Consider the following 14,653-nt stretch of genomic DNA (forward strand, 5'->3'; position numbering starts at 1 on the left):
GAGCTGGCTTGGTGTCAGAAGCCCCATTTTCTTTTGCTGGAACAACCGAATGCCAAGTTCTTTGATGGATCTGCGTCGTGCTGGTGTGGTGTTGCATCCCACCTCTTTGCCTGGCCCGCACGGTTCAGGTGACCTGGGTCCCAACGCCTACTATTTTGTGGACTGGTTGAACAAGGCCGGGCAGACCTTGTGGCAAACCCTGCCCTTGGGGCCGGTGGGACCGGGGTTCTCCCCCTACATGGGCAGTTCGGTGTTTGCAGGCAACCCGATGTTGGTGGCTTTTGAGCCGTTGGCAGAGCGCGGCTGGTTGGCCGCAAGCAGCTTGCAGGCCGAGTTTGATGATGAGAAGGTGGACTACCCTGAGGTTCTGCCTTGGCGCATGGCCAGGTTGCGCGAAGCGTTTGCCGGGTTTGTCGCCAAGGCCACACAACAAGACCATGACACCCTCACACACTGGGTCGCCTCACAGCATATCTGGCTGGAAGACTATGCGCTGTTCATGGCGCTGGATCAGGCCCATGCTCCGCTGCTATGGCCACAATGGCCACAGCCCCTGGCACAACGTGAGCCCGCTGCCCTGGACCAGGCGCGACGGGTGTTTGCCGACGAGCTGGCATTTTGGCGTTTTGTGCAATGGCAGTTCGATAGCCAGTGGCAGGCGCTCAAGTCGTATGCCCACAGCCGGGGCGTGCTGATGGTGGGTGACTTGCCGATTTTTGTGGCACACCATGGGGCAGATTGTTGGGCGCGACCGGACCTGTATTTGCTCGACACCAGTGGCCAACCCCGTGTGGTGGCGGGTGTACCGCCTGATTTTTTCTCAGCCACAGGCCAGCGTTGGGGCAATCCCTTGTACAACTGGGAAGCCATGCAGGCGGATGGCTACCATTGGTGGATAGAGCGTGTCAGGCGACAGCTGGTTTTGGCCGATGTGATCCGTATCGACCACTTCCGGGGGTTCATGGACTACTGGGAGATCCCGGCCGACGAACCCACCGCTGTCAAAGGGCGTTGGCAAGACGGACCGGGGGATGCCTTGTTTGAGGCGCTGACCCAGGCCTTGGGCCCTTTGCCCATCATTGCGGAAGACCTGGGCATCATCACCGATGCGGTGGTGCGCCTGCGTGAGCGCACTGGATTCCCTGGCATGCGGGTGCTGCAGTTTGCGTTCTCGGGGGATGCGCACCACCCTTTTCTGCCGCACAACTATGAGCCCAATACCGTGGTCTACACCGGCACCCATGACAACGACACGGTGCTGGGTTGGTGGGACAACTGTAGCACCCGTGAGCGGGCCTTTGTGCACCGCTACCTGGATGTTCAGGACACGGGTGTGACCTGGGCCTTGCTGCGTGCCGCTGCCATGTCGGTGGCTCGGCTGTCCTTGTGCCAGTTCCAGGATGTGCTGGAGTTGGGCTCTGAGCACCGCATGAATGTGCCAGGTACCACCTCGGGCTGCTGGACATGGCGTTTTTCATGGGACTGGGTGAGCCCGCAGGCCTCGGTGCGCCTGGCACACATCGCTGCAGCCAGTGCCCGTGTGGGGTTTGAGCGGCTGGAGTTGCCGGCCTGAGACCCGTGTGCCGACCCGCTACGCGGCACCGCGTGTGACGATCTGCTGAAGCAGCAGCAGGCTGTGTGCTGCCACCGGCAATTCGGAGGTGCCTGCACCCTGCCAGTCGGCCAAACCCAGGGGGTGGCTGGTGTCGAGCAGACCTTGCCAATGGCCCCGGGGCAGCACAAAGTGTTCGGGATGCGCGGCATTGTTGACCAGCAGCATCAAGGGGGATCCGGCGGCACCGGGCTTGCCAATCAGGCAGCCCAAGGCACGTCGTTGTGGCAGCTGCCAGGCCGAGCCCTGCAGCACACTGCCATCCGCGTTCCACCAGGACAGGTCGTAAATGCCCTCGGCGTCGGCAATACCGCTGTACCAGACGTTGGCAAATGGCATGAAACGTTGGCGCAGGCTGATCACATGCCGGGTAAATGCCAGCAGATCCGCATCCATCTCAGCCCAGTTGATCCAGGTGGTGGGGTTGTCCTGACAGTAGGGGTTGTTGTTGCCGTCCTGGGTATGGCCCAACTCATCGCCCGCACACAGCATGGGTGTGCCTTGTGCCAGCAGGTTGGTTGCCAACAGGGCGCGTTGCAGCAATTGCCGAAGCTGCTGAACCTGGGCGTCGTTGCTGGGGCCTTCCTCGCCGCAGTTGAAATTGAGGTTGTTGCCTTGGCCATCGCGGTTGTTTTCACCGTTGGCCAGGTTGTGGCGGTGGTTGTAACTCAGCAGATCCAGCAGGGTGAAACCATCGTGGGAAATCACATAGTTGACTGACTCGGCGGGTTCGCGCCGGCGCGCCTGGTACAAGTCCGACGAGCCACACAGTCGCATCGCAAATTCGCCCAGGGTGCCACCACTGCCCGCTGCATGGGGTGAGGCCACACTCTGCACCCAGAAACGCCGCATGCCGTCGCGGAAATGGTCATTCCATTCCAGCCAGCCACGTGGAAACTGGCCCACCTGATACCCGCCCGGGCCGATGTCCCAGGGCTCGGCAATCATCTTGACGCGGCAAAGCACGGGGTCCTGGGCCACCGCCGCGAAAAACGCAGCCTGTGCAGAAAAGCCACTGTCGGTGCGACCCAGGACGGTGGCCAGGTCAAAACGGAAGCCGTCGACGTGCATCTCGCTGACCCAATAACGCAGGCTGTCCATCACCAGCTGAAGCACTCGGGGTTGCCGAATGTCCAGGGTATTGCCGCAGCCGCTGAAGTTCTCGTAGTGGCTCAGGTCGTTGGGGACCAGGCGGTAATAGCTGACATTGTCCAGTCCGCGAAAACTCAGCGTGGGGCCGTTGTGGTCCGCCTCGGCAGTGTGGTTGTAGACCACATCAAGGATCACCTCCAGCCCGGCCGCATGCAAACTGCGCACCATGATGCGGAACTCGTCACGCGGGGACTGCCCGTCCTGCCCGCTGGCCAGCCGTGGGTTCGGGCAGAAAAAACCCAGAGTGTTGTAGCCCCAGTAATTGCTCAGACCCATGTCGATCAGGCGCTCTTCACTGAGGTGGTAATGCACGGGCAGCAGGCTGACAGCAGTGACACCCAGGGTCTTCAGGTGCTGGACGGCAGCGGGGTGTCCCAAACCCGCAAACGTGCCACGCAGTTTCTCCGGGATCTCCGGGTGGGTTTGGGTGAAGCCCTTGACATGGCATTCGTAGATGATGGAGTTGGCCAGAGGAATCGCTGGCGGGCGGTCACCTCGCCAGTCGAAGGTGTCATGCACGACCCGTGCCTTGAGCGCCATGGCCGCGTTGTCCCGGGTGTCCAGGTGGCGTGGGTGCATTCGATCCGGTGCGAAGTGTTCGTCGGCCCAGATGAACTCCCCCACAATCTCCCGTGCATAGGGGTCGAGGAGCAGTTTGGACGCATCGAAGCGGTGGCCACGGTCTGGCCGCCAGGGGCCTGAAGCACGGAAACCATAGACCAGTCCTGGCTGGGCGTTGGGCAGATAGGCGTGCCAGATATCACCGGTGCGGCCGCGCAAGCGCAGTCGGGCCAGCTCCTGGGTGCCGTGGTTGTCGAACAGGCACAAGTCGATCGCTTGGGCATGTGTGGAGAACACGGCAAAGTTGATGCCTTTCCCGTCAAAGTGGGCACCCAGCGGCCAGGCTTGCCCCAGTTGTGTGGCCGAGGGATTCAAGCGGTCCATTTCAGGAACACCGTAGACAGAGGAGGAATGGTCAATGTGATCGAGTGCAATTTGCCATGCCAGGCAATGGGGTCAGTCAGGTTGCCTGTAGCCAGCGCGCAGACATTGCTGCCACCGTAGGCCGCCCAGTCGGTGTTCAGCAACTCCTGGTAACAGCCTGGGCGGGGTACGCCAAGCCGGTAGTCGGTCCAGACGTTGGGGGTGAAGTTGCACAGCACCACCACAAAACTGGCTTGATCAGCAGCCCAACGAACGAAGCTCAGCAGTGAGCGCTGGTTGTCTGCGTGGTCGATCCACTCGAAGCCGGCCGGCACAAAGTCTTGCTGGTAGAGCGCCGGTGTGGCGCGATAGAGGTGGTTGAGGTCGCGCATCAAACACTGCACGCCAGCGTGCTGGGGGTTGTCCAGCAGATGCCAGTCCAGGCTCTGATCATGGTTCCACTCGCGTTCCTGCGCAAATTCACAACCCATGAACAACAGCTTTTTGCCGGGGTGGCCAAACATGTAGCCCAGGAATGCGCGTACGTTGGCAAACTGTTGCCAGCGGTCTCCCGGCATCTTGTTCAGGAGAGAGCCCTTGCCGTGGACCACTTCGTCGTGCGAGATCGGCAAAACGAAGTTTTCGTTGAACGCATAGACCAGGCTGAAGGTCATCTCGCCCTGGTGGTGCTGGCGATAAATCGGGTCACGCGCCATATACGCCAAGCTGTCGTGCATCCAGCCCATGTTCCACTTGTAATGGAAGCCCAGGCCACCCGCAAAGGTCGGGCGTGACACGGCCGGGTAGGCGGTGGACTCTTCGGCCAAGGTGATGGCCTGTTCGCGCTCTACACCCACCACCTCGTTCATGCGTTTCAGGAAAGAAATGGCTTCCAGGTTTTCGCGGCCTCCGTAGATGTTGGGAATCCATTGGCCATCCTGGCGGCTGTAATCGCGATACAACATCGAGGCCACGGCGTCCACGCGCAAACCATCCACGCCAAAACGCTCCAGCCAGTACAGGGCATTGCCAACCAGGAAGTTGCGCACCTCGGTGCGACCCAGGTTGTAGATCAGCGTGTTCCAGTCGTTGTGGAAGCCTTCACGCGGGTCGGCGTACTCGTACAAATGGGTGCCATCAAAGTTGGCCAGACCATGGGCGTCGGTCGGGAAGTGGGCCGGAACCCAGTCCAGTATCAGGCCAATGCCAGCCTCATGGCAGCGGGCCACCAGTCGGCCAAAACCCGCCGCATCGCCAAAACGGGCGGTGGGGGCGTACAACCCGATCGGTTGGTAACCCCAGGAGCCATCAAACGGGTGTTCGCTGACGGGCAACAGCTCCAGATGGGTGAAACCCATGTCTTTGGCATAAGGCACCAAGGTGTCGGCGAGTTCATCCCAGTTGAGCCAGCGGTTGCCATCTTCGGTGACGCGTCGCCACGAGCCCAGATGCACCTCATAAATGCTCACCGGCGCATCCAGCGCGTTGGCGACTTTGCGTGCCGGGGACGGGCTCACCATCTCCGGCAATTGGCCGACCACACTGGCGGTGGCCGGGCGCAACTCCGACTGCAGGGCATACGGGTCGGCACGTGCTGGCAATACTTGTCCGTGTTGGTTGCGTACCTCGTACTTGTACAAGGCGCCAACACCCACCTCGGGCAGGAACAGCTCCCAGACACCACATTCGCGGCGCAAACGCATCGGGTGGCGTCGTCCATCCCAGAAGTTGAAATCTCCCACCACACTCACGCGGGATGCGTTGGGTGCCCAGACGGCAAAACGGGTGCCAGAGATGCCTTCCATGGTGCAGGCCTGTGCGCCCAACACCTCAAAGGGCCGCAAATGTGTGCCTTCACTCAGAAGCCAGACATCCATCTCGCCCAGCACCAACGGAAAGCGGTAGGGGTCTTCCAGCCGACTGCTCAGGCCGCTGGCCCACTGCACCTGCAACTGGTAGGGGCTGTCGCGCCGGGCGTTGATCAGGCCTTCAAAAAAGCCATCGGCATGTAGCTGCGTCAACTCACCCAGGGGCGCGCCATCCGGGCTGAGCACGGTCACCGAGTTGGCTGACGGCAGGAAGCAGCGCACCGAAGTCTTGCCCCCTTTGCTGCGGTGTGGCCCCAAGATGGCGAAAGGGTCGCTGTGGCTGCCTCGACAAACCCGGTCGATATCGTGGGATGACAACATAAAAAAATCTTTCGTGAGACAGCAAGCTGCCTGGCTTTCTGATGCACCAGCCCGATCAATAGGGGGCTGGTGTCACGCGCCAGATTTGGCGAGCATACTCCCCAATTGTGCGGTCCGACGAGAAAACACCCATGCCCGCCACATTGGCAATCGCACGCTGGCTCCACAGCTCAGGTTGGCGGTAAACACCATCAACCTGTTGCTGTGTAGCAACATAGGACGCATAGTCTGCCAGCAGCAGGTAATGGTCACCACCCCACACCAGCGAGTTGATCAGGGCGCTGTAACGCCCCGGCTCATCGGGTGAAAACTCCCCTTCACCAATGGCATTGAGCACCGCCTTGAGTGTCGGGTTGCCCTCGTAATAATTCAGCGGGTGATAACCGGTGACACGCAGATCACGTACCTCCGGCGTTTTGAGGCCGAAGATGAAAATGTTGTCATCCCCCACGTTCTGGCGGATCTCGATGTTGGCGCCATCGTCGGTGCCAATCGTCAGTGCACCATTGAGGGCCAGCTTCATGTTGCCGGTGCCCGAGGCCTCGGTGCCTGCCGTTGAAATCTGCTCGGACAAATCAGCGCCCGGCATGATGATCTCTGCCACCGACACCCCGTAGTTCGGGATAAACACCACCTTGAGTTTGTCGCCGATACGTTCGTCATTGTTGACGGTCAAGCCCACATCGTGGATCAGGCGGATGATGGATTTAGCCGCCACATAACTCGACGCGGCCTTGCCCGCAAAAATCACGGTGCGAGGCACCCAGGGCGCATCCGGGTTGGCCAGAATGGCCTGGTAGCGGGTCACCACGTGCAGCACATTGAGCAACTGACGTTTGTACTCGTGGATACGTTTGACCTGCACGTCAAACAGACTGTCAGGGCTGACCACCACGCCGGTGGTTTCTTTGATGAGATGGGCCAGGCGCACCTTGTTGTAGCGCTTGATGGCCCGGAACTGCTCTCTGAAAGCCGCATCACCCTGGTGCTCTTTGAGGCCTTGCAGCTTGTTCAGATCAAGCCGCCAGCCTGAGCCCAGGCTGGCATCCAGCAGCTTGGACAGGCTCGGGTTGGCCTGGGCCAGCCAGCGCCTGGGGGTCACACCATTGGTCATGTTGGTGAAGCGGTGTGGCCACAGGGATGCAAAGTCGGTGAAGACGGTGCGTACCAGCAACTCGGAGTGCAGGGCTGACACCCCGTTGATCTGATGGCTGCCCACCACACTCAAATGCGCCATACGCACGCGGCGCTCACCGGTCTCGTCAATGAGCGACAGGCGTTTGAGGAACTCCTGGTCACCCGGGCGAAAACGTGCGGCCTGGTCCAGAAACTCCTTGTTGATGCGAAAGATGATTTCCAGGTGACGCGGCAGCACATGCTGGATCAGCGACACCGGCCAGGTTTCGAGCGCCTCCGGCATCAAGGTGTGGTTGGTGTACGAGAAAGTTTTGCCACACAGTGCCCAGGCTTTGTCCCACAGCATGTCGTGTTCATCACACAAAATACGCATCAACTCGGCCACTCCAATGGCGGGGTGGGTGTCGTTGAGGTGGATGGCAACATGCTCCGCCAGGTTGTCCAGGGTGTGGTGCTCATCCAGGTGCCGTTTGATCAGATCCTGCATGGAGGCGGCGACAAAGAAATACTCCTGCTTGAGCCGCAACTCACGCCCGGCCGGGGTACTGTCATTGGGGTAGAGCACCCACGAGATGTTCTCGTACTCGTTTTTGGCAGCCGCAGCACGTGCATAGTCGCCGGTGTTGAAGGCACCCAGGTCGATGTGGTCAGGCGCCACCGCCTTCCACAGGCGCAGGGTGCTGACTTTGTGGGTGCCGTGCCCTGGCACCACCATGTCGTAGGCCTTGGCCGCCACTTCACCCGCATGTTTCCAGACCACCTTGCCATCCTCATGGGCGACCCAGCCACCAAAACGCACCGGGTAGGTGAGCTCGGCCCGGGGGAACTCCCAGGGGGTGCCATCTTTGAGCCAGGAGTCCGGGTATTCCACCTGGTTGCCGCCCTGAATCTCCTGCGCAAACATGCCGTATTCGTATCGGATGCCATAACCAAACGAGGGCAAGCCGAGGGTGGCCATGGAGTCGAGGAAACAGGCCGCCAGGCGACCCAGGCCACCGTTGCCCAAGGCGGCATCGGGCTCACATCCGGTCAGGTCTTCCAGATTTTTGGCGTGCTGCAGCGCGCCGGCCGCCGCACCCTCGGTGAGATTGAGCGCAGCCAGGGCGTTGGACAGGGTGCGCCCCATCAGGAATTCCATCGACAGGTAGACCACCCGTCGGGCCTTGTGTTTGCGTTCTTCCCGCTGGGTGTGCACCCAGCGCTCGGACAGTTGCGCCCGTGCCACTTGCGCCACGGCCTGCATCATCTCGCTGCTCGACGCAGCCCCGGGATCTGCGCCGACCGTGTGCAGCAAATGGCTGTTGATGTCCTTGCTGATATCGGGGCTTTGGGGTTTGGCGGAGGTGTTCAAGGGCATTCCTTTGGTGGTTTAACGAACGGGTTCGTTTGAGGGGCTATTTTGCACGCTGAGAATCACAAATCACGCACAGAAGTTACTGAGTGGTTACCTAGCAATTTGCCGGCCAGTTTGCGAGCTCCTGGGTGGCCCTGTGCGCTGGTGTGCCAAATACCTATAATCGCGCACTTCCGAGGAGCGTTGCAACTCACATGATGGCTGTTTTGTCACCATGCTGAGTGAGGCTCGGACCCCGCTGTTGTTTTTTGCACAGCGTTTCACAACGGCGCTCACCCACCGTTCGTGTGTGGTGAGTCTTTTCCCCAGATTCACTTCTCACGGCGGTGCTTGTCACCTTAACTTTTGGAGTGAACCATGAGCGCTAAAAAACCTGTTGCAAGCAAACCTGCCGCCAGCAAACCTGATTACGTGATCGCCGACATCGGCCTGGCCGCCTGGGGCCGCAAGGAACTCAACATCGCCGAGACCGAAATGCCCGGCCTGATGGCCATCCGTGAAGAGTTCGCCAAAGAGCAACCGCTCAAAGGTGCACGCATCACCGGCAGCCTGCACATGACGATCCAGACCGCGGTGTTGATCGAAACCCTGACCGCATTGGGCGCACAAGTGCGCTGGGCCTCGTGCAACATCTTCTCGACCCAAGACCACGCTGCTGCGGCCATCGCTGCCCAAGGCGTGCCGGTGTTTGCGATCAAGGGTGAAACCCTGGCCGACTACTGGGACTACACCCACCGTATTTTTGAATTCGACGGCAAAAAAGGCACAGCCGCCGAAGGCCCGAACATGATCCTCGACGACGGCGGTGATGCCACCTTGCTGATGCACCTGGGCACCAAGGCCGAGAAGAACCCCAAGCTGCTGGACAACCCCACCAGCGAAGAAGAAACCTGCCTGTACGCCGCCATCAAGGCCAAGCTCAAGCAAGATCCAACTTGGTACAGCCGACGCCTGAAAAACATCATCGGCGTGACCGAAGAAACCACCACCGGTGTGCACCGTCTGAACGACATGAGCGCCAAGGGTGAGTTGATGTTGCGCGCCATCAACGTCAACGACTCGGTGACCAAGAGCAAGTTTGACAACCTGTACGGCTGCCGCGAATCCCTGGTGGACGCCATCAAACGCGCCACCGACGTGATGATCGCGGGCAAGGTCGCCTGCGTCGTGGGTTACGGTGACGTGGGCAAGGGTTCCGCCCAAGCGCTGCGTGCCTTGTCGGCCCAAGTCTGGGTGGTCGAGATCGACCCGATCAACGCCCTGCAAGCCGCGATGGAAGGTTACAAGGTTGTCACCACCGAATACGCCGCTGACAAGTGCGACATTTTTGTCACCTGCACCGGCAACAAGAATGTGATCACCTACAAACACATGGAGGCCATGAAAGACCAGGCCATCGTTTGCAACATCGGTCACTTTGACAACGAAATCGACGTTGCTTCGCTCGACAAGTGCAAGTGGGAAGAAATCAAGCCGCAAGTGGACCATGTGATCTTCCCGGCCAAGGGTAAGAAACCGTCCAAACGCATCATTCTGCTGGCCAAGGGCCGCCTGGTGAACCTGGGTTGTGGCACCGGCCACCCGAGTTTTGTGATGAGCTCCAGCTTTGCCAACCAGACCATTGCGCAGATTGAGTTGTTCACCAAGCCCAAGTCCTACAAGGTTGGCAAGGTGTACGTGTTGCCCAAACTGCTCGACGAAAAAGTGGCACGCCTGCACCTGAAAAAAGTCGGCGCGATGCTCAGCGAGCTGACCGACGAACAGGCCGCCTACATTGGCGTCGACAAGGTCGGCCCGTACAAGGCCGACACTTACCGGTATTGAACCACCCCCGAAGCGCCTGCGGCGCTTCCCCCTCGAGGGGGCGATACCAGTCGCCCGGCTAAGCCGGTTCGACGGTATCCCACGGTTGAAGGGCGAGGCTGTGGTGTTTAACTTGGAGATGTATGCGAATTGACCAACTGCTGGTGCAACGTGGCCTGGCCAGCACCCGATCCCAGGCTCAGCGCCTGATCGCGGACGGCGTCCAATGGCTTCACGGTGATGTGTGGCGCAAGGTTGCCAAAAACGGTGACGATGTGCCGCCAGATGCCGAGTTGCAGCTGCTCGACGACGCCGAGGCACGTTATGTGTCGCGCGGCGGCCTCAAGCTGGAGGCGGCGCTCAAACACGTGGGACTGTCGGTGGATGGCCTGCAATGCCTGGACGTGGGCCAAAGCACCGGTGGGTTCACCGACTGTCTGTTGCAACACGGCGCAACGTTCGTGGTGGGGGTGGATGTGGGCACTGCCCAGCTGCACCCCCAGTTACGTGCTGACCCACGTGTGTTGTGTGTCGAAGGTGTTAATGCGCGTGCGCTCGATGCTGCTGATTTGGTAGCTGCTTACCAAGACAGCACGGGGGCTGAGGGTCAGTTTTATCTGGAAGACGACGACCTAGACGACGAAACCGAGGCAGAGCGTGAACCGCATGAGGTGGACGACGACACCGCATCGGCAGAGAGCAACTTTGTGCCCGAGTTTGACCTGATCGTCGCCGACCTGTCCTTCATCTCGCAGACCCTGGTGTTGCCCGCCGTGGTGCCCCTGCTCAAGGCCGGTGGCACGCTGCTGACCCTGGTCAAACCGCAGTTTGAATTGCAACCCGGCCAAGTCGGCAAGGGTGGCATTGTCAAAGACGCCGCAATGTACGGTCTGGTCGAGCAGCGTCTGCGCGACAGCTGTGCCGAGCTGGGCCTCACGGTCACCCATTGGTTCGATTCCCCGATTGCTGGCGGTGACGGCAACCGCGAATTTTTCATCTGCGCCCGCCAGCCGGGTGCCGCTGAGTAACTTGAAAATCTTGTGGCCCGCTGCTCGCCACCCTGGGCTGACAGCGCGGTTCACACCACTTTGTAAAGGCGTGTCATGACCGCTTCTTCACGACTCCCTGTCAGCATTGAATTTTTTCCGCCCAAAACCCCTGAAGGCGTGGAAAAACTGCGTCTGGTGCGCCAAGCCCTGTATGCGCTGAAGCCCGAGTTTTGCTCGGTGACCTTTGGCGCGGGCGGCTCCACCCAAGAGGGCACCTTCAACACCGTGCGCGACATCCTGGCCGAGGGCGCCTCAGCCGCGTCCCACCTCTCCTGTATCGGCGCCACCCACGCCGGTGTGCGCGAGCAGCTGTCCACCCTGCAAGCCATGGGCGTCAAGCGCCTGGTGGCCCTGCGTGGCGATTTGCCCAGCGGCTACGGCGCAGGCGGCGAATTCCAGTACGCCAGCGATCTGGTGGCCTTCATCCGGGCCGAGACCGGCGACAGCTTCCACATCGAGGTGGCGGCCTACCCCGAAATCCACCCCCAGGCCAAGTCTGCCGAGAGTGATCTCCAGGCCTTTGCCAGCAAGGTGCAGGCTGGCGCCAACTCGGCCATCACCCAGTATTTCTACAGCGCTGATGCCTACTTCCGCTTTGTCGAAGATGCCGACGCATTGGGGGTGACGATTCCAGTGGTGCCGGGCATCATGCCGATCACCAGCTCCACCCAACTGATGCGTTTCAGCGACGCCTGCGGCGCCGAAATCCCACGCTGGATCCGGCTGCGACTGCAAGGTTTTGGCGACGACACCGCCTCCATCAAAGCCTTTGGCCTGGATGTGGTGACCGACCTGTGTGAACAGCTTCGCGCCGGTGGCGCACCATCGCTGCACTTCTACACCATGAACCAGAGTGCGGCGGTGCTGGAGATCTGTGACCGGCTGGAGCTTTGATCTTGTTTTGATAGCTTCTAGCCCAGCATACATAGGGGCTAGAGCTTGCTTTGTTCAAAAATGGCACGTATCCACCTTGGCCATTTGTACCGCGCTGTTCAAGCACGCTAGACGCGACACGTGGATTCAAACAATTGTTTACAAAACGTTGCCACCCACGGGGCAACAGCTGGGAATGGCCTGATTTACCATGGACTTGCCATGCTTTTGGCAAACCGCCTTCGCATTTCCCAGAATCCACCACCAACCACAAAAACCAACCCAACCACACCCAACTGATGCCCCTGCTCTCCAGCTTACTTGCCCTGATCGTTACGGCACGCCTGCTTGGCCACCTCTTTGTGAAATGGGGGCAACCGGCCATCGTGGGTGAAATGATCGCCGGGGTGTTGCTCGGGCCTGGGGTTCTGGGGCTGATACATCCTGGCGCAGCGCTGTCGGGCATTGCATCCTTGGCCATCTTTTTGGTGGTGCTGGCCGCCGGTCTGGAGATGAGTTTGCACGATGTGGTTGGAGCCATGCGTGGTCGTGGACTCATTGTTGCGTTGGCCGCTTTTGCCCTGCCATTTGCAGTTGGGATGGGCGTGGCGTGGTTGTTTGATCTGGACCTCATGCGGTCCCTGTTTCTTGGCTTGTGTATTTCGATCACGGCGTTGCCGGTCGCGGTCAAGATGCTCGACGACATGGGCCTGTTGGCCACCGCCATTGGTCGTTATTCGGTGTCAACGGCGGTGATCAACGATGTCACCGCGCTGTTTATCCTGGGCGTGCTGCTGGCACTTCCTGAGCAGACCAATGTGAACGAGGTGCTGCTCACCGGCTCGATCGTGACCCTCAAGTTACTGGCTTTGGCTTCCGCCGTGATGGGGTTGAACGCATTGCTGACCTGGCTGGATCGCCGCGGGATCAATGTGTCTGCCGGGCCTGAGCGGCTCGTCGCACTTTTTGGCCCAGAGGCGCTTTTTGGCATCGTGCTGGTGTTTGTTTTGGTCTTCGGCTCGCTGAGCGAAGGCCTTGGATTCCATTTTGTGATTGGGGCGTTTTTTGGCGCACTGCTGCTTGATCAACGCCATTTTGTGGCGTCACGCTACGACGACTTGCGTTTGACGCTCAACTCCATCACTGGGGGCTTCCTGGCCCCGGTGTTTTTCGCCTCGCTGGGTTTGGAGTTCCAGTTCGCCGCGCTGACGGATGTGGTTTTTGTGGTGTCTGTGCTGGCCGTCGCTATCGCCACGAAGGTGACCGCTGGCTGGTGGGGTGGCCGGATGATTGGCATGTCGCACCGTGAGGCGGTTGGCCTGGGCTTCATCCTCAATGGCCGCGGCGCGATGGAGCTGGTCGTCGCCGGTATTGCCTATGAGCGTGGGTTCATTGATGCCAACCTGTTCTCGGTGCTGGTGTTGGTCGGCGTGGTGACCACCTTGCTGACACCCATGGCCTTCAACGCCGTTGTATCCCGTGTGCAACGTGAGCGCTACCGCGAAACGGGGGCCATGTAGCTGCGCCCCGATTGACCACCTCTTGTGCGCTGGTGGTGCGCCATCGCTGCATTTCTACACCCTGAACCAGAGTGCGACGGTGCTGGAGATTTGTGATCGGCTGGGGATTATATTTTTTTGATAGCTGATGACCCTTTATTTATAAGGGATGCAGCCTTTTCTTATCACGAGTCCAGTTCGCTGGGCACTCGCGGCTGGGCAACTGATTTGGGGCGATTGTGGTTGCAAGGGGATGGTTTGGGGCGGCGGCCTCATACTGTCAAAGTTCCAGAAATCGGTTGCCACCCCAACCCATCCCCTGCTGGCGAGCGGCGTTTGTGTGTCAGCTAAAAAATGGAATTCAGGCTGAGGCGCAAATGCGGGTAAGAAGCGGGAGCAGTCATTCGGCAACAATCGCCATGTTAGGGAGACACGGGCATGTCTCCCTATGCTGAGTTGAGCGGTACCAAGGGGAGATATATGCCAAGAATTAGATCAATTACTATCGATGAGCTCGACAAAATTGGGCTCGACGAAAATAACAAACTCTACTGGGAGGAACGCCCCGTCGTTTTGGAGGAAAAAATTAAGCTGCAATGGTGGGTGAATTTATCTGCCATAGCGGGGGCACTATCAGGAATAACTCTGGCCGTCATCGAAGTGCTGCGGTACTGCTCGGGTAATTGAAGCACCCGTCGTTCGGGAGGGACGCCGCAAAAGCGCGGCGCCCCTCAAACTTACGTTAACCCACGTCTCGCGGCTCACTTGGATTAGAGAAGTGCCTTTCATTCGTTGAACGTCTGCAGTCTAGAAATCTGGAAGTTGGCTTCCAGCCTCAAGCTGACCTATTTTCAACATCAGCGCATCGAGATGTGTTGAAGGCGGGTGGTGGGGTTGCCGGGCGCAAAACCCATTCGCGTTATGAGACCGGTGGCGCACCATTCTCAGTGTCGACACCAGAACAAGCAGCCCACCCACGCCGTCGCCCGCGAGGGGGCCGGAGAACGGTAACCCCGCCGCCCGCCTGGCGCCACCTGATCCAGTATCAGATACCGGTTTTT

General features: G+C 59.8%; 9 protein-coding genes, 1 pseudogene and 1 riboswitch. Of the genes and pseudogenes, 7 read left to right on the forward strand and 3 right to left on the reverse strand.

The window, feature by feature from the left end; genetic code table 11:
* The first annotated feature begins 49 nt into the window (after positions 1 to 49).
* Positions 50 to 1,573: a 4-alpha-glucanotransferase gene (gene malQ / locus KKO72_RS17945; RefSeq protein WP_251140756.1), complete on the forward strand. Its 1,524-nt coding sequence runs from the start codon at positions 50 to 52 to the stop codon at positions 1,571 to 1,573.
* A gap of 18 nt (positions 1,574 to 1,591) precedes the next feature.
* On the opposite strand, the gene glgX is transcribed toward malQ, so the two are convergent.
* The 3 genes from glgX to KKO72_RS17960 are packed head-to-tail and all read right to left on the reverse strand — an operon-like array spanning position 1,592 to position 8,371.
* Positions 1,592 to 3,709, reverse strand: coding sequence for a glycogen debranching protein GlgX (glgX, locus tag KKO72_RS17950; protein ID WP_214942213.1), 2,118 nt, complete (start codon positions 3,707 to 3,709; stop codon positions 1,592 to 1,594).
* Complete coding sequence (gene glgB / locus KKO72_RS17955; protein WP_214942216.1) at positions 3,697 to 5,877, reverse strand: 1,4-alpha-glucan branching protein GlgB; 2,181 nt, start codon at positions 5,875 to 5,877, stop codon at positions 3,697 to 3,699. The genes glgX and glgB overlap by 13 nt, the downstream gene beginning before the upstream one ends.
* A 55-nt stretch (positions 5,878 to 5,932) precedes the next feature.
* A complete protein-coding gene (locus KKO72_RS17960; protein WP_214942219.1) occupies positions 5,933 to 8,371 on the reverse strand; it encodes a glycogen/starch/alpha-glucan phosphorylase in 2,439 nt (812 codons plus the stop codon).
* A 166-nt stretch (positions 8,372 to 8,537) separates the two neighbouring features.
* A riboswitch (S-adenosyl-L-homocysteine riboswitch) is annotated at positions 8,538 to 8,649 on the forward strand.
* Positions 8,650 to 8,725: 76 nt separating this feature from the next.
* Between KKO72_RS17960 and ahcY the strand changes: the two genes are divergently transcribed.
* From ahcY to KKO72_RS17990, 6 genes and pseudogenes are all read left to right on the forward strand, one after another.
* A complete protein-coding gene (gene ahcY / locus KKO72_RS17965) occupies positions 8,726 to 10,192 on the forward strand; it encodes an adenosylhomocysteinase (RefSeq protein ID WP_214942222.1) in 1,467 nt (488 codons plus the stop codon).
* 122 nt (positions 10,193 to 10,314) lie between these two features.
* Positions 10,315 to 11,199, forward strand: coding sequence for a TlyA family RNA methyltransferase (locus tag KKO72_RS17970; RefSeq protein WP_214942225.1), 885 nt, complete (start codon positions 10,315 to 10,317; stop codon positions 11,197 to 11,199).
* 75 nt (positions 11,200 to 11,274) lie between these two features.
* Positions 11,275 to 12,114: a methylenetetrahydrofolate reductase [NAD(P)H] gene (gene metF, locus KKO72_RS17975; protein WP_214942227.1), complete on the forward strand. Its 840-nt coding sequence runs from the start codon at positions 11,275 to 11,277 to the stop codon at positions 12,112 to 12,114.
* A 278-nt stretch (positions 12,115 to 12,392) separates the two neighbouring features.
* A complete protein-coding gene (locus tag KKO72_RS17980; protein ID WP_214942229.1) occupies positions 12,393 to 13,613 on the forward strand; it encodes a cation:proton antiporter in 1,221 nt (406 codons plus the stop codon).
* 22 nt (positions 13,614 to 13,635) lie between these two features.
* Positions 13,636 to 13,734 (forward strand): annotated as a pseudogene (locus KKO72_RS17985) (methylenetetrahydrofolate reductase [NAD(P)H]); the annotation flags it as partial.
* Between the two features lie 296 nt (positions 13,735 to 14,030).
* The gene (locus KKO72_RS17990; RefSeq protein WP_214942233.1) at positions 14,031 to 14,279 is read left to right on the forward strand and encodes a hypothetical protein; all 249 of its coding nucleotides are present in this window, start codon (positions 14,031 to 14,033) and stop codon (positions 14,277 to 14,279) included.
* Positions 14,280 to 14,653: the final 374 nt, after the last annotated feature.

Source organism: Rhodoferax sp. U11-2br (genome assembly GCF_018619435.1).
Lineage (GTDB): Bacteria > Pseudomonadota > Gammaproteobacteria > Burkholderiales > Burkholderiaceae_C > Rhodoferax.